Below are 24,301 nucleotides of genomic sequence, written 5' to 3' on the forward strand. Positions count from 1 at the left end.
CTGGTTGTTATGCCGCGCCAGCTTCCGTCGACACACCCGACGCCATCATCACATCGATGGCGGCATCATCGTAGCCAGCTTCGCGCAGCACATCCCGGCTATGTTCGCCCAGGCGGGGCGCATGGCGGCGCATCTGCGGCGGTGTGCCGTGCCATTCGCTCGGCACCGCCATCTCGCGGATACGGCCGACGGCGGGATGATCGGACTCGGTGAAGAAGCCGACGTCCTTCAGATGCGGATCTTCGAGCAGGGACTCGAAGGTGTGCATCGGGAAGACCGGTATGTCCGCGTCCCTCAGCGCCGTACGCCACTCGTCCGTGGTGCGCTTGGCCAGTTCGTCGCTGACCATGGAATATAGATCGGTGATATGCGCGGTGCGGGTGGTGATGGTGGCAAAGCGCGGATCGGCGTCATACAGGTCAGGCTTGCCGATCACCTTGAGGAAGGCGCGCCAATGGTGATCGTGATAGATCAGGCAGCACACATGCCCGTCCTTTGTCTTGTACGGGCGGCGCTCCCGCGAAAGCAGGCGCGGGTAACCGAAACCGTCCTTGGCCGGAATGAAGGTCTCACCATAGAGATGGTCGCCCATCACATAGGGCACCATGGTCTCGAACATTGGCACATCCACGCGCTGCCCCTTCCCGGTGCGCGCCTGGGAATAGAGCGCGGCGCAAATCACGCCGAACGCATAGAGACCAACCGACCGGTCGGCGATAGTGAGGGGTAGATAGCGCGGAATGTCGCCGCTCCCCATCGAGACGGCGAGCGGCAGTGCGGTCGCGGCCTGGATCAGGTCGTCGAACGCTGCCTGCGGTGCATAGCGGCCACGCTGGGAGAAGCCGAACATGCCGACGTAGACCAGGCGCGGATTGATCTTCGCCAGCGACTCATAGTCCAGCCCGAGGCGCTTCATGGCCCGGGGACGCACGTTGTACGCCAGCAGGTCTGCATCCTTTACAAGGCGCAGCAGAGCCTCGAGCCCCGCCGGCGCCTTCAGGTCCAGCACAATGCTGCGCTTATTGCGGTTCAACCCCAGGAAGAGCGGCCCCATTTTCTGGCCGCCGCACGGGCCGATGCCACGTGTGCTGTCCCCCCCTTTCGACTCCACCTTGATCACGTCGGCGCCGAGGTCGGCCAGCATCTGCGTGGCCGAGGGCCCCATGAATACCGCTGTGATGTCCACAACCTTCACACCGGCCAGCGGGCCGGCAGTCTCATCTTTCCTCATGTCTTGCCATCCGTGTCTTTGTCATTCATTGGGTCAATGGAGGTTTCGTGTGTCGTACGAGCCACTCTTCAGCCTTAAGGTGCGCCGGCTGCCTGCAAGGACTTGCCGGCCCGCAGGACGCGGGTCATACACCCCAAAACCAGTTTTTGGCTTTTCATGCGCCCTCCCTTGTGCCTCGCTTCGGCAATTCGAGGTCAAGCAAGGCGGAGCTAAGGCCCTTTCCGTGACCGTCGAGGGCAAGGGAGCGCGTCACGCCGCCGCCCAGCGCCCCTCTGAGTACGAAGTTCAGCGCCGAGATTGCCGGCAGTTCGTAGCGGATCACCTCACCCTTCACGATCTCGCGAAAGTGCTCTTTCACCCGCTCTGCCGTGACGTGCGCGCACAGGAAGGGGTAGTCCTCGTCCCGGAACGCGATGACGGAAATGTTGGAGGTATCGCCCTTGTCGCCGGTGCGCGAATGGGCGAGTGCGCGCAGTTTCATCGCTCAAGCCTCCAGGATGGAAATGTTCGGCTGCGCCGCGCCTTCGGGCACCAGCGTCGCGGCAACCGCGACGACTTCGCGCGCCGATTTCCAGGCGCCTCCGCCAGCGGCGGGCCCGTTCGTGCCAAGCGTCTCGACCTCATTGCCAATCTTGATCGCTTCGGCCAGGCTTCCGGTGCGGCCGACGACGCGTGCGCGCACCTCGTAGGGCTCGCGGCTCTGTGAAAGTTCGTCGCCGTGCATCGCATTGACGCCGATCAGGTCGAAGCGCCGTTCGGTGGACTGAACGCCGATGATGTCGAGCCGCTCGCGCACAATCTCGAGCGCCAGGCGGCCGCGCTCGACAGCGCCTGGACCTGCATAAGACATCTGCCCCTCGCCGATATAGCTGTCGATGTAACCAACTGATGCCTTGAGGAATCCCGTTTTCGGTTTGCCGCGGCCGCCCGTCACGCGGACGCGATCAAGCCCGATCTCCTCGACGCGCACTTGAGAAAAATCCGCGATGACGTCCGGCTGATAGTACAAGGCCGGATCATGAATCTCGTAGAGGAGTTGCTCTTTCACCGTGGCGGGCGTCACGCGGCCACCCGAGCCTTCCACCTTGGTGACGACCAGTTCGCCGTCCTCGCGCACCTCGCCGATCGGAAATCCGAGTCGCGCGAGGCCCGGAATATCCTTCGGCCCGGGATCGGCGAAATAACCGCCGGTGATCTGGCCCGCGCATTCCAGCAAGTGACCTGCCACCGTGCCCTTGCCGAGCAGGTCCCAATCGTCCAGGGTCCAGCCGAACTCGTGGACGAGCGGCCCCAGAAACAGGGCGGGATCGGCCGCCCGACCCGTGATCACGACATCCGCGCCGCTCGCCAAAGCTTCGGCGATCGGCCTTGCGCCGGTATAGGCGTTGACCGACACGATCCGGTTCCCGAGCGCAGAGAGCTTGCTCCCATCTTCCAGCGTCAGATCGCTTGCGCGTGCTGTCGCCAGGACATCGTCTCCGGTCACCGCGGCGATCTTCAGCCCATGCAGGCCGAGCTGGCGGGCGACCTCCCGCGTCGCCTCCGCCGCACCGACGGGATTGGCCGCGCCCATATTGGTGACAACCCGAATCCTATTCGCGTGGCAGATCGGCAGAACGGCTTGCATGCGAGCGACCAGCAAGGGGTCGAAGCCACTTTGTGGATCCTTCATCCGGACCTGTTGCGCCAGGGCGATGGTCCGCTCGGCGAGGCACTCGAAAACCAGGTAGTCGAGCTCGCCCTTTTCGGCGAGTTCGACCGCGGGCTCAATACGATCGCCGGAATAACCCGCACCCGATCCGATCCTGATTGTGCGCATTAAGGAAGCCTCCCATCCCGAACGGCCCCGTTCGCGCCCTGCGTTGCCTCTGCACTGGGCGCCTCCACCTTGATGAGGTTGGCGCCAACGTCGCCCATCATCTGCTTGGTCAAGGGCCCCATGAACACGGTCGCGAGATCGCGCACCTCGATGCCCGACAGAGGCCCGGAACATCCATTCACTTGGCCGTCTCCTTTGACGGCGGCCAGCGGAATTGACTGGGCTGTTTGGCGAGGAACCGTGCGACGGCTTGGCGGTGGAAGTCGGAGCAGAAGGCCACGCACTGCGCTGCAGCCTCGAACTCCAGCAACGAACGCAGGTCCGATGAGAGTGAGTTGTTGATCGCGGTCTTGGTGAGCGCCGTCGCCGTCGAGGAGGCTTGCGATAGGGTCGCGGCCAAGTACAGTGCACGAGGCCAGGGCGTGGCCTGCGGCGACAACCTCTGTCACGATGACTCCTTGGCGCGCTGCGCGCCGTCGACGCGCGGCAATGTGTAAAGCGACGCGGAGTCGGGGACAAGGCCTACCCGGGCAAAGGACATGCAGAAGCGCGCGGTATCGCCTGCAACGATCAGATCTGCCAGCAGAGCCAGGCCAAAGCCTCCACCATAGGCGCAGCCTTCGACGGCCGCGATCAACGGTTTGTCGCGCGTGTACTTCGAGAAGCGCTTTGCCGATTTGAATTATCGAGCTGGCACATTGCCTACGAATACGATTGGCCTGACTACGCAAGAACGTCTCAACGGAGGGTGATACACCTGCATAGTCGAATTTCAGGCTAGACGAAGCGACATACCGATTATCGGCCACCAAACCAGCGGCATTTCCAGACATGAACCCGCCCAACGTTTCTTCGGCCAATGCCCGCACTCATTCAACGCATAGTCTCTCGCACAGATCAACGTTGGGTGTTCGTAGATTCGTTCATTTTTTCGCGGTCAGCTGTTCGATTTTGCAAGCCAATGCAGTCAATCCAACGTGACAAGAGGAACCTATCCCCCTGCCTGATCGGCTCGGTATCCGTTCATGATTGAGAGTCCACTACGTAGACCCGCTCCGTACGTCGCGCTGCGCAGTGCTACTCCTCGAACTTCAGCAGGAGTACGCGTTCAACTATATCTGTTTGCCCAAATTTCGACCGGTCGACGGCATTCGCGTACATCCTTGGCTTTGCATTTTTAACAATCAAGTTCACACACTGGGCGGCATAAGCACGAGTCGATGCAGCCGCGTGCAGCGGCACTCATCCGTGTCCCGGAGGGCGTCACAACTCTTTGGAATTTTGATCGCGGCTAACAATTGCGTCACACGGATCCCGCCGCTATGGCAACAGGCCGAGACGAACGGGCAGCGCGACAGCGTGAAGCAGCCAGAATCTTCTGCGCACTATCCAGATGAAACTTTACGGCTCCTGACCTGATATCGAGAATTACGCCTAGCTCTTCCATCGTCCCGCCGCGAGATGCCCATGCGAGGCACTGGCGCCAGGCGCGCGATGTAGGACCGGATCAACATCTTGGTAGCCTTCACCGAAATAATAGTCGGTCCAGTTACTTTGGGTATGACGAAATCAGAAGAGGTGCGAAGGAGCGCCATCCAAAATACGCGAACCGTCGAAATCCAAGTGCACGTGCAGCCCGCTCCCCGATACGCCAAAAATCATCAAAGAGGTGGAATAAGTCTGCTATCAAGCTAGTGACGGCATGCGCACAGCAGTGTCGGAGAGTTGTCAGAGCATCGATAGCATCACGATCTTGATCTATATGCTCGCGGAGCGTTTAAGTGCACCCATCTGGTTTAAAAATTCAAGGCAGCGAGCGGCGGCGGATCGAAGTCGGGAAACAGCGCAGTTCTCAAGACCCCGACGACTGGCGGACGCACCTACCTAAATTCTGCGTGTTCAATGCGACAGCGTCGTCCTTGACGCAAAGGGAGAGTCCTCAAATTTACTATCGAGGAAGTCATAAAGCGCCACGACGAATTTTATCGCACTGTGTTGTACCAAAAATGCAGTTAGACTGCTCTTGCTGTGATTCCAACGATCACGACTTTTGCATGGACTGCATCTACCCCAGTCCGACAAGATCGATTGATCGTCGCTCGATAAACAGTTTCCTGGAACGATCTGCCGAGAAAGGAAGGCCTGGCGAATGGCCGCGGCGGCGAGCTCCTCGACGCCGAGGTCCTGACGCTGATCGAACAGCCCCACACCGGCGCTCGTGGCAAGTCTATGACTGGTGCCTCCGTGGCCAATCTCTACGATAGGGAAGACTCTAGTCGTCGGCAACTCACCAGGTTTCAACCGTGCCAGTGGAATTGCGAGAACTGCGCTGGGCAATTATCGCGTCCCAACACCGGAGCTTGCGCCAAGCGGCAGAGACGCTCAGAATCAAGCAGTCGACGCTTAGTCGCCGCCTGCGCAATCTCGAATACAAACTGGGCGTCATTCTCTTCGAGTGCACCAACGGCGGCACGCGACCGACCATCGAGGGACAGCAATTCCTCGATGCCGCCCGGCGCATCGTGGATGAGACGGAAGCGATCACGGTTCGTGTCAAGAGCCGTTCGCGCGGCGAATGCGGTCGATTGACCATCGGAGTCAACGTTTCATTTTCAACCGGCAATCTCCGGGCCACCCTCCTCGACCACCGGCACCGCTTCCCCGATGTCGAGACGCATCTGGTCGACGGCTCGAGAGACCACCTGATCTCTGACCTCGCCAGCTCGGCGATTGACATCGCCTTCGTGGCCGAACCTATCCCAAGCTGGAGCGACAAGTCATTATTGCTCTGGAGCGAACGTGTTGTCGTCGCTCTCCCCAAAAACCGTCCGCTGACAGAACGTGATGTGGTGCACTGGGGCGAACTGAGGGAGGAAGCGCTTCTATTGTCACAGCGCGGCCCGGCATCGGAATTCCACGAGCTCTTCATCAGCAAAATGGGAGGGTCCGATCCTTGCCGGCTGCTTCGGCATGATGTGGCGCTCGACCGCCTCCTCACCTTGGTCGGCGCGGGCTGGGGTATCCTGCTGGCATTCGAGGGTGCGACCGGTGCGGCCTATCCGGGCGTCACCTTCCGCGAGGTGCATGATGGCGACGGTCCGACCCGGTTGAGCTTCCGCGCCTACTGGCAGCGGACAAACTGCAATCCATCGCTGCGTCCGCTCCTCGACCTGCTTCGCGAGCGCTATCCGGACCTCTCGGCTGATCCAGGTGCGGGCTGAGCAGCATTTCGCCATGCCTTGGCAAAGGCGCGATCGGTTGCCATGAAACGCTCGATCATCGGCGCGATCAATTTAGCGGGTTCGGTCGGTGTCGTCGCTGCTCCGCTACGCGTCAGGATCTCGGCATAGCTTTTGAGATCCCTGACGACTGCCGCCGGCAGCTCGATCGTGAGCTTTACCGGCTTGTCGTCTTCGAGTGGTCCAAGCTCAAGCTTCGTCACGGCCCTCCTCCCTTCGCGTAGGGCGCCAGCACCAAGTCGCGCGTGATAATGACACGCACCGGGAAACCTGGCCGGATGGTCAGCGTCGGCTGGATGTTGAGCTGGCGCTGCACGATCTGCGGCCTGGTCTGGCTGACGCTGTTGGACGCGCCGCTGCGGATCGCCTGAACAAGGTTGTTCTCATTCTGGTTCGTGCCCGCCTCGGCTCCGACGCTGAGCAGCGTCGAGAGAACGGCGGCCTTGAACGGCATGCCCCAATGGTTGTCGACCTTGTCCTCGAGTCCAGCATAACCACCGGTGTCGGCGCCGGGCTGGCGCTCCAGCACGATCGAGTTGCCGTCGGGCATGATGATGCGGGTCCAGACCAGGAGAATTCGGCTCTGGCCGAACGCGACGGAACTATCATACTGGCCGATCAGCTTCGCACCTTGCGGGATCAGAAGATATTTGCCGGACGGGCGATCATAGACCGCTTCGGTAATCTGCGCGCTGATCAGCCCGGGCAGATCGGAGCGGAAGCCCGTGATGAGCGCCGCCGGGATCACGGTGCCCGCCTGCACAACATAAGGCGAGACCTTGGCCTCGAGCCGGTCCGGACTGACCGTGCGCTTGTCCGTCGAGGCGTTGAGGAAGGCTGTCTTGCGGTCCTACATGTTCTGGGCGGATCCGGCGTCAACGGGTGGTGTCGCGGCCGGCGCCGCCGAAGCCGATCGCGAGCGATTGCCGCGTGCCCTCGATGACTCGCGAATAGCCAACGGCTGGCCGAGCAGCCAAATCGACGCGCTTATGCCATGGAACCACGCCGCCTGACGGCCTCAGCTTGCTTTCAATTACCCATAATTGTTGCCTCGATCGCAGCTCCCAGTTCGATGTCGGTCAGCCGCGATAGTCCGCGCCAGATCACGGTATTTCCTGGAGGCGGATCGGTGGCTCGGCCTAAATATCCTCCGAGCCGCGCGATCTTGACGACATAGTGCGAGAGCGTGCTTCGTCGAGAGCAATCCGTCTTTCACAAAATGATCAAGAAGCCTGATTTCGGGATCCGTCAGCGCCGTTGCGGTACGGCATTCGGTGAGGAGCGATTGAGCATCGTCATCCAGAAGACGCGCCAACTCACAATGCAGAAGACCGCGACCAGATTGACCAGACGCTCAGCAGTTCGCAATTTTGAGTCCTCTGCTTTGCAGCCAGATTTGAGGATCTTATGGAAGACTTCGATCTTCCACCTCAACGCGTACCATTCGATCTTCTTGATGGCATCCTTGCGCGATCGGACCGGGAGATCGGTGAGGAGCTTCCACTCGATTTTCTTTCGCCGCTTCGGCCTTCCCCGCTCTTGAGCATGGATCACGGTCAGAGTGAGTGCGGGATATTTCGTCTGTTTGCCGATCGGCGGCAGGACGCATATCTTGCGGTACCTGATCTCAAGAACGGCGTCGTCGGGATCGCCTTTGTCGTCCTTGACCTTGATCCGATGCAGACCCTTGATCGTAACCTCGTCCATTTCGTCGGCAATTGTATGATTGCCGTCCCCGGCAAGCCGATCAACACAGGTTCGCACCAAAAAATGCGTTCCAACCTCCTCGGCCAGGCAAAACAGCTCATAGATGTCGCTCTCGCGATCACCAATATGAACGCGTCGTTCAGGGGCAGCGAGAAGGTCGGTCGATTGCCGTAAATTCTCGAGCCAGCGGATGCTCTCCTTCTGCTCGATCGGCACTCGTGTCGGATTGATCTTTCGCTTCAGCGCCGTCGTCCCCTTGAACTTCTTGCGGGTCCAGAACTTGATTGCCGACAGTCCGAGCGGAAGCCCCTCGGTCGTTACGGCGAGACTCGAATGCATCAGGATGCCGCACTGTGTGCGTCCTGCCGTCTTGCCCGTAAAGCCGATCAGGTCCGGCTTCTCGCGCTTGAAGCTGAAGTCCGTCGTGTCATGGAGGACGAGGATCGGTCCCTCCGTCGCCGCTACGCGCCCGCGCGTCGCCTCGAAATGACCGCAAAGAATATCCGCCTCGTTGACCCGTTCGTTGGAGAGGAAGCGATAGGCGGCCTTCGTGTTGGCCCAATCCTGACAAACCAACGGGATGCTTTGACCCATGTCGCTCCCGATTTGTGCGAGCAATTTGCAGAACCGGCGACCAAGCCGCTCATCCTTAAACTCGCATCCCGCAACTTCCTGATCAACCCACGTCTCGATACCAGTCGTCAATCGCTGAGCACGCGCCCCCGTGCGTCCCTTCACCAAGCCCATCGAGCACCCCGCGCTTCCGAATCAGGTGCTCAACAAGGAATCACAACAGATTCTACCGATTCAAGGTTTCGCCCGCCGCGCCTCGCTCAAATCCGACGTCAAATGTGGGTAATTGAAAGATGCCTACCCCCAGACCATCGCGGAACAAGAACTGAACGCCCCGCGCCTCGAACACTGGTCGCACGTTGCGGAGCGTGCGCTCTTGAGCCGAAGATGTGTCTTGTTCCAGCCGGACAATAGTTTGCCTGGTCAGGTCCGCTTCGGCCGCGACCTCGTCCTGGCTCAGCCTTGTCAGCGGTCGCCTGAAATGTAGTATCGACATCGATGTCTTCCTGATAACAACGCGATCCACCCTGATGGTAGAGGCCGCTAAAAGCTCGATTGACACACTTCAGAAGCTTTCAGCGGCGAACCTTCCAGTTGTGCCGCTTGGCAAGTTCTTTTCGCCGATCGCCTTCAAGAAGAGCCTGAAGGGTTTCCTCAATACCCCGATGCCGGTGTTCTGGAACGTCGAGAAATGATTGCGACGAACGCAGACCGTTCGTTCGGACAGGAAGACCATGGCAGGGAACGGTCCCATTTACGATTATCTGGTCATTGGCGGCGGCTCGGCAGGCGCGGTCATCGCGTCGCGGCTGAGCGAGGTCCACGGCCTTCGTATTCTCCTCATCGAAGCTGGATCTAGTTTCGATGAGGAGACACTTCCTCCGCACGTGAGGTCACCCTACCCGGGCCGCGCGTACTTCGACAGACATCTCACCTGGGAAGGTTTGACGGTCAGGCTTACGGGAGAGGCTCGGCGCTCGAATCGATCAGAAACCCCCTATGAACAGGCTCGAGGCTTGGGTGGCGGCTCGCTGATCAACGGCATCGGATCGAACCGCGGATCACCGGACGACTACAATCAATGGCGGGACGCCGGCGCCAGCGGGTGGGGCTGGGACGACGTCCTACCCTATTTTCGTAAACTCGAAACGGAGGCGATATATTCGAGCGATGGTGCCCTGCACGGGACCGACGGTCCATGGCCTATCACTCATATCGATCCTGCAAGCTTCTCTGGCTTTACCCAGGCCATCCATGACGCTTTTTCATCATTTGGATACCAGAGAAGACAAGATCAGAACGGGATCTGGCAGGACGGTATCTACCCGACCGCCGTCAACCTCGATAGTGCCGGGCACCGCGCCACGACCGCAACGACCTATCTGCGCGACGAAGTGAGACGAAGGCCGCAGCTCGAGATCCGTTGCAATACGCTCGCGACCCGACTCATCGCCTCCCACGGCGCGGTGACCGGAGTCGAATTTATGGATGAAGGCGGAAACCTTCAGATCATACGCGCGCACGAGACCATCGTCTGTGCCGGTGCGCTCCAAACGCCGACACTCCTGTTGCGTTCGGGGATTGGTCCAGGGGCAGATCTCGTTAATCTGGGCCTTAAAGTCGCGGCCGATCGGCCCGGTGTTGGCAGAAACCTGATGGAACATCCCTCCATCGGTGTGACCGCGCTCATCGCTCCGGAAGCGCGTCTGCCGGCCGGCGAGAATTATCACATTCAAAGTCTGCTTCGATGGACGTCCGCTCTTGAAGGCACGCCCGCCGGCGACATGCACACCGGCATCGTCGCCCGCGCAGGCTGGCATGCCGTCGGCGGCCAGCTTGCCAACCTGTTCTCATGGGTCAACAAGTCATATTCCACTGGCCACGTGCGGCTGCGCTCCGCCGACGGCCGAACGCCGGCTCAGATTGAGTTTAAAATGCTTTCGGACGTCCGAGATCTGCGCCGTCTGGCCGACGCCTTTCGGCTGTCCGCCAGAGCTGTGACGCACCCAAGGCTTGCGAACGTCGTCTGGGCTGCCGTGCCATCAACTTTCTCGGCACGAATAAAGAAGCTGCTGGCTCCGAGCCTCCGAAATCGCATGATCACCGATTTCGCAGCGCCTCTTATCGATCGCAGCGATCTTGTTCGTCGGCAGCTGGTGTGCGTCATCCAAGGGGATACGCCATCACTGGCCCGGCTCTTGAACGATGATCACGAGCTGGACGAATTCCTCAAGCATAACGTTGGCGGTGTCTGGCATCCCTGCGGAACGGCTCGAATGGGATCACCGGACGACCGGATGGCGGTGACCGCTTCCGATGGCCGCGTATACGGCGTGGATGGACTAATCGTTTGCGACGCGTCGCTCATGCCGACGATCCCCTGCGCCAATATCAACGTTCCGGTCCTGATGATGGCAGAGAAGATAGCCGACAGTCTCAAGGCCTCATACAAGGGGAGCCTGATATGATCAGTCAAATCGTGCGTCGACTGGTCTCTGCTGTTCCGGTCCTCGTTCTCGTGGGATTCATCGTCTTTTCGATCCTCTATGTGGCGCCAGGTGATCCTGCGGTTGTCATTGCCGGCGATCGTGCGAGCCCTGAGGAAATCCGACACGTCCGAGAGATGCTGGGCCTTGACCGACCGTTCTTGGTTCGATTTGCAGAGTGGTTCTGGCACATTCTTCACGGCGACCTTGGTCATTCCGTGTTCAACGGAGCGTCCGTCACCGGCCTAATTCTGGACCGGCTTGGAGCGACAATGTCGTTGATGCTGATAACAATGATAATTTCAGTGCTGATCGCTGTTCCTCTCGGCGTCGCCGCCGCATGGCGCGCGGGAGGTTGGATCGATCGGATGGTCGTCGGCTTGTCCGTGATCGGCTTTTCAGTTCCGGTCTTTGTTTTCGGCTATATTCTCGCGTACATATTTTCGCGGCAGCTACAGTGGCTTCCTGTTCAAGGGTACAAGGACATAACGGAGGGCGTGTGGCCCTGGCTTCGCAACCTCATCCTCCCTTCGCTCACTCTCTCAACTGTATACATTGCCCTTATCGCTCGCGTAACACGTGCGTCTATGCTTGAGGTCTTGGGGCAGGATTATATCCGAACTGCGCGCGCCAAAGGCGCAAGTCGATCCGCGATTCTGTTCGTTCATGCCTTGAAGAATGCTGGCGTTCCGATCATCACCGTCATTGGAATTGGCGTGGCTCTCTTGATTGGAGGTGCCGTGGTGACCGAGACCGTGTTCGCCATTCCAGGCCTTGGTCGCCTGACTCTCGATGCAATCGCCATGCGCGACTACCCGATCATCCAAGGAGTGGTCCTGGTCTTCTCGTTCGCGTATGTGATCGTCAATCTGATCATCGATATCTCGTATGTGTTGGTCGACCCGCGGATCCGTTATCGATGACAGTGTCCTCCAAGATGATTCAACTTGAAAGCAGGCCAATGCGTTCATGGCGACGGCATAAGCTGATCGTCATAGGGGGCGGCCTCCTCTCGCTAACGATCGCTTGCGCGCTCTTGGCACCTGTCTTGGGAACAACGGATCCCACCGTCTTCGCCCCAATGGACCGCCTAAAGCCCCCGAGCGCTGTGCACTGGTTCGGAACGGATATGGTCGGCCGGGACGTCTATTCTCGTGTGATCTACGGCGCCCGGGTTTCGCTGGTCGTGGGCATGTCGGTTGCTGCCATCAGCGGTATTCTTGGACTCGCTCTGGGCCTTCTGTCCGGCTCTGTCCCGCGGCTGGACGGTCTGATCATGCGCTTCGTTGATGCCATGATGGCGATTCCGTCCGTGCTGTTGGCGATCGCCCTCATGGCACTCTGGAACCGCTCGTTGGGCAGCGTGGTGCTGGCTATCAGCCTAGCCGAGATACCACGAACGGCGCGTCTCGTACGCGGCACGATTCTATCGTTACGCGAACAACCTTACATCGAGGCATCGATGTCGATCGGCGTGTTCCACCTTCGAATTGTCCTCAAACATATCGTCCCAAATGCACTTCCGGCACTTATGGTTCAATCGTCCTATGTCTGCGCCAGCGCCATGGTTGTCGAATCCATTCTGTCGTTCATCGGAGCCGGCGTTCCCCCGACCATTCCGTCTTGGGGCAATATAATGGCTGGCGGTCGGACGCTTTGGCTTGTTCAACCTCTGATTATCTTTTTTCCCGCCGCGTTCCTGTCGGTCACAGTTCTGGCGGTGAATCTGCTCGGCGATGGCGTTCGTGACCTGCTTGATCCACGTGCTGGGACACACTGATGTGTCAATAAAGAACCCTCGCCGCCTCAAACAAAACCGGCGACCGCTTCCTCAAACGATCGAAAAAGAATGAGCCTTTTGGTCCGCTCCCACGAAGACACCACTGATCGGTCTCCGCTGCTTTCAGTTCAAGGCCTGACGGTAAGCGTCAAAACAACAGACGGTTGGCGTACCGTCATCCGTGATCTGTCCTTTGATCTGCAAGCTGGGGAAACACTCGGGCTCGTGGGAGAATCCGGGAGTGGCAAGAGCGTAACGTCGCTCTCGATCATGCGGCTCGTCTCGCCGAGGACGGCGACTATCAAAGGAAAAGCACTCTTCGGTCAGCGGGACCTGCTGGCTCTACCAGAGAAGGAGATGGCTAAAGTACGTGGCGACGAGATCGCCATGATGTTCCAAGAGCCGATGACGTCCTTAAACCCTGTCCTTAGAGCGGTTTCCAGTTGAGGTGAATCGGAACAGTCAAAGGGGATTCCCACGGGCACGCAAATCAGATTCGGTGTTGCCCGCGACAACATGCGGGGCATGCGATGGCGAAGGGATACTCCAAGGACCTCAGGGTGCGTGCGGTTGAGCTTGTTGAGGTCCGGCGAAAGCGCACGTGAGGCTGCGCGCATTCTCAATCTCGGCGCTTCGACTACGATCCGATGGATGGATCGTTGGAGGAAGACCGGAAACGTTGAGGCCAAGCCCGGCACCGGGCACAGCCGCTCGCCGTTGGAGCAGCACAAGCAGTGGCTGATCGAGCTGATCGCCGCGGAGCCGGACCTGACGCTCGAGGAGATCCGCGCGCGTCTGCGCTCTCAGAGAAAGCAAAAGGCCGGCATCGGTTCGATCTGGCGTTTCTTCGACCGTCACAGCATCACCTTCAAAAAAAACACTGCACGCCGCCGAGCAGGATCGACCTGACGTCGCTGCCGAGCGTGCCGCGCTGAAAGCCGAGCAGCCCAAGCTGCGTGCACCGCGCCTCATCTTTATCGACGAGACTGCGGTCACGACGAAGATGGTCCGGCACTATGGGCGCTCTCCTCGCGGTGAGCGCCTCGTCTCTGGCGTGCCCCATGGTCACTGGAAGACGCTGACGCTTGTCGCCGCGCTGCGCATCGATGGCCTCACGGCGCCCTATGTCATCGACGGTGCAATGGATGGGCCCTCGTTCCTGGCTTATGTCGAGCAAGTCCTGGCGCCGACCTTGCGCAAGGGCGACATCGTCTTCATGGACAACTTGCGCACTCACAAGATCGCCGGTGTCCGCGAGGCGATCGAGGCTGTCGGCGCCCGCGTGCGTTATCTGCCGGCCTACTCGCCCGACCTCAATCCAATCGAACAGGCCTTCTCCCGGTTGAAAGCTGCGCTGCGCAAAGGCGCCACCCGCACGGTCCAAGCCCTGCTCAAACTCATCGGCAAACTCGTCAAGTCGTTTGCGCCGCAGATGTGTGCCAACTACTTTAGGCATGCTGGATACACCAAATGATCCACATCATGTGGAAAATGCTCTAGTATCGGTTATCAGATATCGGAAGCTTTGCGCATCCACAGAGGCATCAGTGGTCGGAAGGCCAGGCACCAGGCGGTGGAGCTGCTTGAGCGAGTGAGGATTCCAGCGGCGCGAAGCCGCCTGACAGACTATCCGCATAAATTCTCCGGCGGTATGCGTCAGAGAGTCATGATCGCCATGGCTCTGGCTTGCGGGCCGAAGCTGCTGATCGCTGACGAGCCGACGACTGCTCTGGACGTTACGGTTCAAGCCGAGATCATTGACCTTATTCGTGCCATTCAGCGCGAAGAAGGTATGGCCGTTATCTTCATCACGCACGACATGGGTGTTATTGCAGAGGTCGCGGACCGTACGCTCGTCATGTTTCGCGGTAACGGCGTTGAAGTGGGGCCAACAACAAAGATTTTTGCAGAACCGAAGCACGACTATACACGAGCGCTAATCTCGTCTGTGCCAAAGCTTGGCGCGATGACCGGCAAGCCGTTTCCTGAGCCTTTTGACGTAACCGGCGCCGAACGGCCGTGTCTGAATCCGAGCGCCCTGCTAGCTGAGGACGATGGGCCCCCGGTTCTGGAGGTGCGCGATCTAACCACGCGCTTCGTCGTTCGCAAGGGCTTGTTGTCATGCGCTGTCGGGCGCGTGCACGCGGTTGAGGACGTCTCCTTTTCCATCAGATCTGGTGAAACGCTTTCATTGGTCGGCGAGTCGGGATGCGGCAAATCGAGCACAAGCCGCTCAATTATGCGTCTCGTCGAGCCGGACTCCGGATCAATAAAATTATGCGGTCAAGAGTTGATGGGCGTCAACGCGTCCGAGTTGCGTGAGCGGCGGCGGGTCATTCAGATGGTATTCCAAGACCCGTTTGCGAGCTTAAATCCACGACTAAAGGTGGGCGAGTCGATTGCGGAACCGCTCATTGTCAACGGAACCGGTAGCGGCGCAGAGATCCGTCACAGCGTTGGAGAACTACTTGAGGAGGTTGGGCTGGATCGCGCCGCGGCAAGCCGGTATCCGCACGAGTTTTCCGGCGGACAGCGTCAACGCATTTGCATCGCCCGCGCCATAGCCGTCCCGTCCGAAAGTCATCATTGCCGACGAATCGGTGTCTGCCCTCGATGTGTCAATCAAAGCTCAGATTGTGAACCTCTTGCTTGAGCTGCAGGCGCGACGCAACTTATCGATGCGTTTCATTTCTCATGACATGGCGATCGTTGAGCGCATCAGCCACCGCGTCGCGGTCATGTATCTTGGAGAGATCGTTGAGATAGGGAGCAGAAGCGCTGTCTTCTCGACGCCAGGTCATCCCTATACCCGCCGTCTCCTTTCGGCCGTTCCCGTTGCCAATCCGACTGTGCCTCGCCGTTCGGTATCGCTCACGGACAAAGAGCCCAGAAGCACGTTCTTCCCACTGGATTACACGCCGCCGGTCAGGCAATTCCGAACAGTTGGTCCCGATCACTATAGCGCGACAATCAGGATGAGAGCGGCCCGTCAATCAAGATGAGACGAGGCGGCCGAGTCAGGAGATAATTGACGCTGGCCGTCGACTTGGCAAGCGTTGATTGACGCTGCGCGACAATCAAGCGGCGCTGCCAGCGTCAATTAAAGTCTTGTCGAGTTCGTTTGGGGTAGTGTGAACAGGCGGCCGGCCTGGACCGCGCTTGCGATCGAGGGCAACTTTTCGACGGTAACTTTCGACGTTCATCTCGAGGATCGTGGCGTGGTGGACCAAACGATCGATGGCAGCCAACGTCATTGCGTGGTCCGGGAAGATACGCCCCCATTCGCCAAATGGCTGATTGGCCGTGATCAGCAGCGAGCGTCGTTCGTAGCGGGCGGCGATCAACTCGAACAACACACTGGTTTCCGCCTGATCCTTGCTCACATATGTGATGTCGTCGAGGATCAGGAGGTCATAGCGATCGAGTTTGGCGATCGCGGACTCCAGCGCCAGCTCGCGCCGCGCGACCTGCAACCGTTGCACCAGATCAGTGGTTCGCGCGAAGAGAACGCGCCAACCGTTCTCGACGAGAGCCAGGCCGATCGCCGCGCCGAGATGGGTCTTGCCGCCGCCCGGTGGACCGAACAAGAGCAAATTGGCGCCGGCCTTCAACCAGGCGTCGCCGGCGGCGAGCGCCATCGCCTGTGCCTTTGATAGCATCGGCACGCTTTCGAAGTCGAAGGTTGCGAGCGTCTTGCCGGCGGGCAAACGCGCTTCCACCATGTGTCGCTCGATCCGACGGCGGGTGCGATCGGCGGCCTCGTGCTCGGCAAGGGCGGCGAGGAAGCGGGCGGCAGGCCACCCTTCCTTGTCCGACTGTGCGGCGAGCTTCGGCCAGATCGCCTTGACGCCCGGCAGGCGGAGCTCATTGAGAAGCAGCTCGACACGGGCAGCATCGACGGAGGTAGCGATACCGGTCATGCTGCCTCTCCCAGGTTCGAGCGGCCCGACATGACGCTGACGGAGGCGAGTTCATCGTAGACGTCGAGCGGCGCCAGCTTGACGGCGACACGCGGGATCGAGGCCGCCTCGGGCCGGAAGCGGTCGCGCAGCGCGGCAAGATCGGGTAACTGTCCGGCGTCCAGATCCATCGCGATCGCCTCGGCGAGGTCTGCTTCGCAGGCGCGCTCGTGAGCCAGCGCCAGAAGCTCGACCGTCACCTTGCAGGCGCGCCGGTCATCACCATGCTCCCGCAAGGTCTCGAACAGACGTTTGTAAGCTGCACGCGGGAAGAGTTGGTCGCGATAAACGAGATTGAGGAGCGCCATCGGCTTGCGCCGCAGGGCATGGATGACATGCCGGTAATCCACGACATGACCGCCCTGGCTCTCGGACACAGGCCGACCGCGCCGCAGCGTCACGACCGGTGTGACGCCAAGGAAGCATTCGAGCCGGTCGTCGAAGATGCGCACACGCAGGCGATGGCCGATCAATCTTGAAGGCACGGTGTAGAACACGCGCCGCAGGATGAAGCCGCCTGACGACGTCACCGGGATCACTTTCTCCTCGAAGTCGGTCGTGCGGCCTTTTGGCAGCGGCGCCAATGCCTCCTTCTCGAGCGCGATCGGCTTGGCGAGGTTGGCGTTGCGCCGGCCGACAATCTCGTCGACAAAAGCCCGGTACGCATCGAGACTGGCGAAGTCGCGCGTCCCCCGCAGCAACAGCGCATCTTCCAGTGCCCGCTTGAGATGGCCGTGCGCGCTCTCGATCGAGCCGTTCTCATGTGCGATGCCCGCATTGTTGCGCGTTGGCGCCATGCCATAGTGGCCCATCAGCCCGGCGTAGCGCTGCGTCAGATCCTCCCGTGCGTCGGCGGCCAGATTGCGGAACGCTGCCGACAGGCTGTCGCTGCGATGCTCCCGCGGCACGCCGCCAAGCGCCCACAGCGCGTTCTGCAAGCCCTCCGCCAGGGCGACGAAGCTTTCGCCGCCGAGCACGACATGGGCATGCTCGAAGCCGGAGAACGCCAACCGGAAGTGATAGAGCCGGTGACCGAGCGGCTCACCCGCGATGGTAATACCGAGCGCGCTCACGTCGGTGAAGTCGGACAGACCCAGGCGGCCGGGCTCGTGCTGCTGGCGGAAGATCACGTCCTGTTCGGGGCCGTTGAGCGCCCGCCAGGCGTTGATGCGCCGCTCCAGCGTGCGGCGGATGTTCGGGTTCAGGTCATGATGCCGTCGGCGCAGCTCGTCCAGCACGCCGATCACGCGGATGCCGGGCGCAGCCTTCAGGATCGGAACGATCTCGGCCTCCCAATACTGCGCGAGCGGATCGGACCGGCGCCGGCCCCTCGGCGTCTTCTTCTGCGATGGCGGGCGACAATCGCCCTCGATTCGATACGCGCTTGCCTTCGAGAACCCCGCCTTGGCCGCGGCGGCCTCGGGGGACAGTGTCTGTCGGTAGGTCATGTACAGCCTCATCTGGTGGTCGGTGATGTGGAGGCCAGGCAAGGCATCGATTCCCTCTTGTCGAGACGAATCAACAGCTTGCACCAGCCGCACCCGGCCGCCAGACGGGTCCAAAAACGCGCGACGCCGATGGGGACGGTCCTCCGGTCGGGCTACGCCCTCCCTTCGGTCCGCCCCCATCGGCGCAGTCTCACCTTGATTGTCGCTGAAGTCTCACCCTGATCGCCGCCGCGCACCGATCACCAGGTGAGGAGCGATTGAGGTCGCATGCACACCATCAATCGGGCGTCGCCGGCCGTTCCCAAGGATGAGAAGCGGAACAACGCGGAATGTGCACGAGAACATCACCTGCAGAGACATTTGCCCCTCGAGTGTGGCATTTCCTGATAGATCCAATCTAGATGAAGGTTCGGTAGCGAATGAAGCTCGACACACGGCTCGCCCACGCAGGGCGCCCCGCAGCGGGCCCAGTAAGTCCACCCGTGATGCGTGCCTCGACCATCCTGTTTGAAGACATGGCCAGCTACGATTTGGCGTCAACAGACCGCGTCAGCCGGCTTCGATATGGCGTCTATGGTACGGAAACGCTCTTCCAATTGGAAAAGGCACTGACCTCCCTTGAACAGTGTTTCAGAGCCATCGTAGTCCCGTCGGGCCTTGCGGCGGTGACTGCCTCGCTCGGCGCAGTGGTAAGTCCCGGTGGTCACTTGCTGGTTGCCGACTCCGTCTACGGGCCCCCTCGCTCGTTTTGCGACGGTCCTTTGGTTAAAGGGGGCGTAGAGGTCGAGTACTTTGACCCCATGACAGGTTCTGAGCTGCAGCATCTTGTCCGATCCAATACACAGGCCATCGTTTGTGAAAGTCCTGGCTCCATGACATTCGAAGTCATGGATATCCCTGCCTTAGTGAAAGTTGGGCAAGGCAATGGCGTCCCGCTGATCCTGGATAATACGTGGGCAACGCCCGTATTTTTTGATGCGATGGGGCACGGCGTCGACATCTCAATTCAAGCAGCAACTAAATACCTGAACGGCCACAGCGATATTCTAATGGGCGTTATCGCAACCTCAGAGAAGTGGTGGTCTCCGGTCCGCGAGCGGGTTGCCGATTTCGGCTTCAGCACAAGCCCTGACGACTGCTATCTCGCATTGCGCGGACGTCGCACGCTGACCTTGCGGCTGCGACATCAGCAAGCCAGTTGTTTGAACGTCGCGAGCTGGCTGCAAAAGCAGCCCGGCGTCCGGGAAGTCGTCTATCCCGCTTTGCCTGGCGACCGTGGTTATTCTTTATGGCAGCGTGATTTCACCGGTGCGTCTAGCGTGTTTGGCGTCGCGTTTGATATCGACAACAAGCAGGCGGTCGAGAGATTCATCAATGGTCTGCGGTTGTTCGGCATCGGAGCAAGCTGGGGCGGATTTGAAAGCCTGGTGTTGCCCGCCCGATATACGCGCAGATGCGCCCCTGCAAATCGCCGTGATATGACCGTTCGGCTTCATGTTGGTCTTGAAGATCCGGACGACCTCAAAGAGGATTTGGCGCTCGGTCTGAAGGCGCTTCTCGCTGCCTAATTTCGGTAGGCCACGCTCAAACCGCGCTCGCCTGCTTCTTAAGGGAAACTCGGTTAAACGTCCGACCAACCGCCTCGATGTTGGTGTCTACCGACCACTCGACGGTGCTTCTATGGCATTTCACCGGAGGACGTCTGGGCAAGTTCTGTGAATTTCGAGGCCAGCAAAGACAATGTCGGAGTGAGGTTTCTTCCTTTCTTGACGAGCAGCTGTAGGGGAATGCGAGGCGCGTCACGCAGCGCAAGAGAAACGATCTCCGGAAAAAACACTTGAAGATCACAGAAGGGATCGACGATCGCAACTCCCTCGCCCGATCGGACCAGATGCCAAGCCTGCGCAATTTGTTCGACTTCGATTGCCGGGTTGAATGGAAAGCCATGCGCCCCAAAAAAAGCATCGATCCGCTTGCGCAGCTGAAGAAACGGAAAATAGCCGACGAAGCGCTCCTTTCGCAAATCTTTCACGGATACGGACTTTCTTTGCGCGAGTGGGTGTGACTTCGGGCAAATGAAACGCGCTGCTGCCGTTGTCAGCGTAATGATTTCCACGTTTGAATAAGTCTCTGCGAGAAAGCTGATGGCAGCATCAATCGATCCAGAGCCCACTTTATTCGCGCTCTCCACCCGGCGCTCCACCATAATGTGCAGCTTCAGCTTGGGCTCGAGCGAATGGAGAAACGAGATTATTTTTGGCGCGAGTGATAGCGATAATGAGTAGGTGCATCCCAAAATAAGGGTGACGTCGCGGTCAGATCGAAGGGATTCTATGACCCGATTCACCTTCGTAACCTGATGAAACACCGCATCGATGTCGTCTATGAGACGTGATGCATTTGGCGTCGGTCTCAATCGGCCCTTTTCGCGCACGAAAAATTGTAGACCACAACGAGCCTCGGCATTGCGAATGATTTCGCTGATTGACGGTTGCGAGATATTCAGTGCCTTCGCCGCTCCCGTAATCGAGCCTTCTCTCATAACAGCACGGAAAATCTCCATCTGCCGGAGATTCATGACCATCGACTTGCAATCCTGGAATTACTCGTGCCCGCCTTCTCCCATGTTGTCTCAAGCGAATGGTGAACACAAGATTTCTGCGTGTTTCGGCAATTTCCGGACAGCAATTTCGCTAATTCGCGGACAGCGATTTCAGTAATTCCGGGACAGGGATTCCGCTAAATCGCGGACAGTTGCGGGAGGTTGGTTTTCGGGAGCGCCGTTCAGGCAATGTTCTCTCTCAAGCTGAGTTTGAGAGGGGCAATGCCGAGACGGAAGCAAGCGAAACGAACCACTGTGAAGGACCTACGATCGATCCTGAGGCTGACGTACGAGCAGGACCTGTCGGTTCGGGAGATCTCGGAACGGCTGCAGATCAGCAAGAGTTCGGTTGCCACCTACCTGCTGCGAGCGCGTGAAGCGGGTTTGAGCTGGCCGCTGCCGCCGATTTACGAGAGCGAGGCGGCCTTGCAGCGAGCCTTGTTCCGGCGGGTCGGGCGCCCCCCGCAGGATTTGAGCGAGCCTGAGTGGCCACGGGTGGCGCAGGAGCTCAAGCGCAAGGGCGTGACGCTGACGCTGCTGTGGCAGGAATACCGGACGGCGCATCCCGACGGCCTATGGTTACATGTGGTTCTGCGAGAAGTTTGACGCCTATCGGCGCTGGGCGAACCCGACCTTCCGTCATCGCCACGCGGCGGGTGCAGTGATGCAGACCGACTATGCCGGTCCGACGGTGGAGGTGATCGATCCGCAAACCGGCGAGATCCGTCAGGCGCAGATATTTGTCGCGGTGCTCGGGGCCTCGTCGCTGATCTTCGCTATGGGGAGCTTCGGTCAGCGACTACCAGATTGGATCGAAGGCCAGACCCGAGCCTTGTCGTACTTCGGCGGAGTTCCCAAGGCGATCGTCTGCGACAATCTGAAGGCCGGGGTCGTCAAGGCGTTGTGGTTCGAGCCGACGCTCAACCAAACCTTTGCCGCCATGGCCGAGCACTACGACACGACGATTTTGCCGACCCGCAGCCGCAAGCCGCGCGACAAGGGCAAGGTTGAAGGCGCGGTGCTGATTGTCGAGCGCTGGATTCTGGCACGGCTGCGCCATCGGCGGTTCTTCAACCTGACCGATCTCAATACTGCGATCGCCGGTCTGCTGGAGGAGTTGAACCATCGGCCGATGCGCCATATCGGCAAATCCCGCCGGCAGCTGTTCGAGGAGATCGAGCGCGCTGCGTTGACGCCGCTGCCGGGCGAGCCGTTCGAATACGCCGAGTGGAAAACGGCGAAGGTCCACCCCGATTATCACGTCGAAGTCGACAAGACCTTTTACTCGGTCTCGCACCGGCTGATCGGCCGTCGGGTGGACGTCCGGCTCACCTATCGAGCCGTCGAGATCTTCCAGGATCACACGCGTGTCGCCAGCCATGTGCGCCGCTCTCAGCGCAGCGGCCATGTCACCGTGAACGAGCACATGCCCAAGGCCCATCAGCGTTATGCCAATATGACGCCGGCGAGCTTGATCAAGATGGCAGCGCGGATCGGCGTCAACACCGCCACTCTGGTCGAGCGGATGATGCGTGAGCGCCCGCATCCCGAGCAGGGTTATCGCTCCGCCATGGGGATCATCGCCCTGGCACGGCGCTACGAGCGCGATCGGCTCGAAGCGGCCTGCGAGCGGGCACTCGTCATCAACGCGATCAGCTACTCCTCGATCGTGCCAATCGGCCGCCCCTATCCCGGGCGGACCGCCTATCTGATGGATGAGGATTGCAATCTCGTTCCAGTCGGCGCCGTAGGCGAGCTTTGTATCGGCGGGGACAGCGTAGCTAGAGGCTACCTCAACCGTCCGGCCCTGACGGCCGAACAGTTTGTCCCCGATCCCTATGGGACGCCGGGCAAACGTTTGTATCGCACCGGCGATCTCTGCCGCCAGCGCCCCGATGGCCTTGTTGAGTTTATTGGCCGATCGGACGACCAGGTGAAGATCCGCGGCTACCGGATCGAGCCTGGGGAGATCGAGGCGCTTCTGGCGCGCGATCCCGACGTGGCCAACGCCAAGGTCATCGTCCGTGAGGACCGGCCCGGCCAGAAGCAGCTGGTCGCCTATGTGGTGCCGAGACCGGAGGCGACAGTTGACCCGGTCGCACTGCGGCGGGGTCTCTCCGAGGCGTTGCCGGACTACATGGTGCCGTCAGCCATCGTGGTGCTGGACGACCTACCAACAACTCTAAGCGGAAAACTTGATCGACAGGCGCTGCCGGCACCGGAGTTCGTGCCGGAGAACATCCGGCCGCCGCGGACGCCGCAAGAAAAGATCCTGGCCGGGCTGTTCGCCGAAGTGCTCGGCCTCGAGCGGGTCAGCATTGACGATAGCTTCTTTGATCTTGGCGGTCACTCCATGTTAGCAGCCCGGCTAACTAACCATATCCGCTCGACCCTCGGTATCGAGATTGGTGTCCGCACCCTATTCGATGCTCCGAGCGTTGCCCGCCTATCCGAGCAGCTATTCGACAAGCGCTTCAATAGCCAAATGGGAGGCACGCTTACGATCTGCAAGCGTCCACGAAACAAATCGATCTTCTGCTTTCCTCCCTCGGCTGGAATAAGCCGATGTTATGCAGGTCTTGCGGGCAGTTCACTGTCGGACTACTCCATCTTTGGACTGCAATCTCCCGGCTTGGATCCCGATGATATCCTAGCCAACTCTCTTACCGAAATGGTCGAGCTTCACGCCCGCGAAATTCTTCGTATCCAAACAGACGGCCCCTACCATCTGCTTGGGTGGTCATTTGGTGGCATAGTTGCCTACGAGGTCGCAGTTACCCTTCAAAGCCTAGGAAAAGAGGTAGGACTAATTGCCCTATTAGACACCTATCGTGTGGAAGACAGCAACCACGATCGCATAGCAAAATTGCATCCAGACTACGAGAAGGCTGCCGTGCTTCAAATGAGAGCCAGTACTCATTTTGCTCACCTAACCGATGATCAATTGAATCGCTTGATCGCAGTATGGAAAAATAACGGACTTCTAGCCGATCAGTTTGTACCTAAAGACTACGTCGGCGATGTTCTCATTTTCACCGCATCGGGCGAGAATGACCACAGCCAAGCCGCTATAAGCACTTGGGAGCCTTACGTTCGCGGCAAAATTGAGCAGACCACTATCCCATGCAAACACCTCGAAATGTGTGATCCACTTCCACTAACAACAATTGCCAGCACGATTTCTCAGTACTTACGCAAACGCCCAGCAAAAAGTGGAGGATTGGCGCAGATATTATAATGAAGAAAGGCCCACGGGGCGATTGGCAATCGACCGCCGATTTTGCTGCAAAACAACGTCGGCGCAACCAGCCCGCCAACGTGACAGGCGCAAACCTCTAATTCTGGATGGTCCAAAGTTCGGTCTCGCTGCAAAACCACAGAGACTCTAACTGCCGCTGGATGAAAATTCAGGAGCAGGTCGCTGTCACTGTTCTCTCGTCGCAGCGCTCCGGAAGGC

Annotated in this window: 15 protein-coding genes and 8 pseudogenes; 12 read left to right on the top strand and 11 right to left on the bottom strand. The window is 59.6% G+C overall.

Annotation, left to right across the window (positions count from 1 at the left end; all coding sequences use genetic code 11):
- Positions 1-7: 7 nt before the first annotated feature.
- The 5 genes and pseudogenes from ACVIHF_RS01270 to ACVIHF_RS01290 all read right to left on the bottom strand — a co-directional run.
- Positions 8-1,231: a CaiB/BaiF CoA transferase family protein gene (locus ACVIHF_RS01270; RefSeq protein WP_253610563.1), complete on the bottom strand. Its 1,224-nt coding sequence runs from the start codon at positions 1,229-1,231 to the stop codon at positions 8-10.
- 154 nt (positions 1,232-1,385) lie between these two features.
- Positions 1,386-1,712 (bottom strand): AtuA-related protein, encoded by a 327-nt coding sequence (locus ACVIHF_RS01275; RefSeq protein WP_253610564.1) that lies wholly within the window; start codon positions 1,710-1,712, stop codon positions 1,386-1,388.
- Positions 1,713-1,715: 3 nt separating this feature from the next.
- Positions 1,716-3,050: an acyclic terpene utilization AtuA family protein gene (locus ACVIHF_RS01280; RefSeq protein ID WP_253610662.1), complete on the bottom strand. Its 1,335-nt coding sequence runs from the start codon at positions 3,048-3,050 to the stop codon at positions 1,716-1,718.
- Complete coding sequence (locus ACVIHF_RS01285; RefSeq protein WP_375167196.1) at positions 3,050-3,172, bottom strand: hypothetical protein; 123 nt, start codon at positions 3,170-3,172, stop codon at positions 3,050-3,052. Before ACVIHF_RS01285 ends, ACVIHF_RS01280 begins: the two co-directional genes overlap by 1 nt.
- Before the next feature lie 323 nt (positions 3,173-3,495).
- A pseudogene (locus tag ACVIHF_RS01290) lies at positions 3,496-3,693 on the bottom strand (enoyl-CoA hydratase/isomerase family protein); the annotation flags it as partial.
- A 1,660-nt stretch (positions 3,694-5,353) separates the two neighbouring features.
- Here ACVIHF_RS01290 and ACVIHF_RS01295 point away from each other — a divergent pair.
- The gene (locus ACVIHF_RS01295; RefSeq protein ID WP_253610567.1) at positions 5,354-6,271 is read left to right on the top strand and encodes a LysR family transcriptional regulator; all 918 of its coding nucleotides are present in this window, start codon (positions 5,354-5,356) and stop codon (positions 6,269-6,271) included.
- Here the strand turns inward: ACVIHF_RS01295 and ACVIHF_RS01300 are convergent.
- The 3 genes and pseudogenes from ACVIHF_RS01300 to ACVIHF_RS01310 all read right to left on the bottom strand — a co-directional run bounded on the left by ACVIHF_RS01300 (position 6,235) and on the right by ACVIHF_RS01310 (position 8,743).
- Positions 6,235-6,492, bottom strand: a complete 258-nt coding sequence (locus tag ACVIHF_RS01300; RefSeq protein WP_253610568.1) for a DUF2274 domain-containing protein — start codon at positions 6,490-6,492, stop codon at positions 6,235-6,237. The genes ACVIHF_RS01295 and ACVIHF_RS01300 overlap by 37 nt on opposite strands.
- Positions 6,489-7,190 (bottom strand): annotated as a pseudogene (locus ACVIHF_RS01305) (TrbI/VirB10 family protein); the annotation flags it as partial. The gene ACVIHF_RS01300 and the pseudogene ACVIHF_RS01305, both read right to left, overlap by 4 nt.
- A 347-nt stretch (positions 7,191-7,537) precedes the next feature.
- Positions 7,538-8,743: an IS4 family transposase gene (locus tag ACVIHF_RS01310; protein WP_253610570.1), complete on the bottom strand. Its 1,206-nt coding sequence runs from the start codon at positions 8,741-8,743 to the stop codon at positions 7,538-7,540.
- 356 nt (positions 8,744-9,099) lie between these two features.
- On the opposite strand from ACVIHF_RS01310, the gene ACVIHF_RS01315 reads away from it, so the two are divergent.
- From ACVIHF_RS01315 to ACVIHF_RS01345, 7 genes and pseudogenes are all read left to right on the top strand, one after another.
- Entirely contained in the window at positions 9,100-9,264 is a 165-nt protein-coding gene (locus ACVIHF_RS01315) for a hypothetical protein (protein WP_253610571.1), read from the top strand.
- 39 nt (positions 9,265-9,303) lie between these two features.
- A complete protein-coding gene (locus ACVIHF_RS01320; protein WP_253610572.1) occupies positions 9,304-11,037 on the top strand; it encodes a GMC family oxidoreductase in 1,734 nt (577 codons plus the stop codon).
- Entirely contained in the window at positions 11,034-11,978 is a 945-nt protein-coding gene (locus ACVIHF_RS01325) for an ABC transporter permease (RefSeq protein ID WP_253610573.1), read from the top strand. Before ACVIHF_RS01320 ends, ACVIHF_RS01325 begins: the two co-directional genes overlap by 4 nt.
- Positions 11,975-12,835 carry an ABC transporter permease gene (locus ACVIHF_RS01330; RefSeq protein WP_456791469.1) on the top strand — a complete coding sequence of 287 codons (861 nt, stop codon included), beginning with the start codon at positions 11,975-11,977 and terminating at the stop codon, positions 12,833-12,835. The genes ACVIHF_RS01325 and ACVIHF_RS01330 overlap by 4 nt, the downstream gene beginning before the upstream one ends.
- Before the next feature lie 69 nt (positions 12,836-12,904).
- Positions 12,905-13,261, top strand: a pseudogene (locus ACVIHF_RS01335) (ATP-binding cassette domain-containing protein); the annotation flags it as partial.
- A 104-nt stretch (positions 13,262-13,365) separates the two neighbouring features.
- Positions 13,366-14,309, top strand: a pseudogene (locus ACVIHF_RS01340) (IS630 family transposase).
- Between the two features lie 24 nt (positions 14,310-14,333).
- A pseudogene (locus ACVIHF_RS01345) lies at positions 14,334-15,837 on the top strand (dipeptide ABC transporter ATP-binding protein); the annotation flags it as partial.
- 75 nt (positions 15,838-15,912) lie between these two features.
- Here the strand turns inward: ACVIHF_RS01345 and istB are convergent.
- Together istB and istA (ACVIHF_RS01355) are read right to left on the bottom strand one after the other, a co-directional pair.
- On the bottom strand, positions 15,913-16,755 hold the full coding sequence (istB, locus tag ACVIHF_RS01350; RefSeq protein ID WP_456791470.1) for an IS21-like element helper ATPase IstB: 843 nt from the start codon (positions 16,753-16,755) through the stop codon (positions 15,913-15,915).
- The gene (istA, locus tag ACVIHF_RS01355) at positions 16,752-18,284 is read right to left on the bottom strand and encodes an IS21 family transposase (protein WP_092090428.1); all 1,533 of its coding nucleotides are present in this window, start codon (positions 18,282-18,284) and stop codon (positions 16,752-16,754) included. Before istA (ACVIHF_RS01355) ends, istB begins: the two co-directional genes overlap by 4 nt.
- 377 nt (positions 18,285-18,661) lie before the next feature.
- Between istA (ACVIHF_RS01355) and metC the strand changes: the two genes are divergently transcribed.
- Entirely contained in the window at positions 18,662-19,810 is a 1,149-nt protein-coding gene (gene metC, locus ACVIHF_RS01360) for a cystathionine beta-lyase (protein WP_253610575.1), read from the top strand.
- 110 nt (positions 19,811-19,920) lie between these two features.
- Here the strand turns inward: metC and ACVIHF_RS01365 are convergent, their stop codons facing one another.
- On the bottom strand, positions 19,921-20,826 hold the full coding sequence (locus tag ACVIHF_RS01365) for a LysR family transcriptional regulator (RefSeq protein WP_253610576.1): 906 nt from the start codon (positions 20,824-20,826) through the stop codon (positions 19,921-19,923).
- A gap of 240 nt (positions 20,827-21,066) precedes the next feature.
- Between ACVIHF_RS01365 and istA (ACVIHF_RS01370) the strand changes: the two are divergent.
- The 3 pseudogenes from istA (ACVIHF_RS01370) to ACVIHF_RS01380 form a co-directional block, all read left to right on the top strand.
- Positions 21,067-22,522: pseudogene (gene istA / locus ACVIHF_RS01370) on the top strand (IS21 family transposase); the annotation flags it as partial.
- A gap of 51 nt (positions 22,523-22,573) precedes the next feature.
- Positions 22,574-24,082, top strand: a pseudogene (locus tag ACVIHF_RS01375) (thioesterase domain-containing protein); the annotation flags it as partial.
- Positions 24,033-24,166 (top strand): annotated as a pseudogene (locus tag ACVIHF_RS01380) (integrase core domain-containing protein); the annotation flags it as partial. The pseudogenes ACVIHF_RS01375 and ACVIHF_RS01380, both read left to right, overlap by 50 nt.
- Between the last annotated feature and the right edge of the window lie 135 nt (positions 24,167-24,301).

Source organism: Bradyrhizobium sp. USDA 4506, assembly GCF_054058795.1.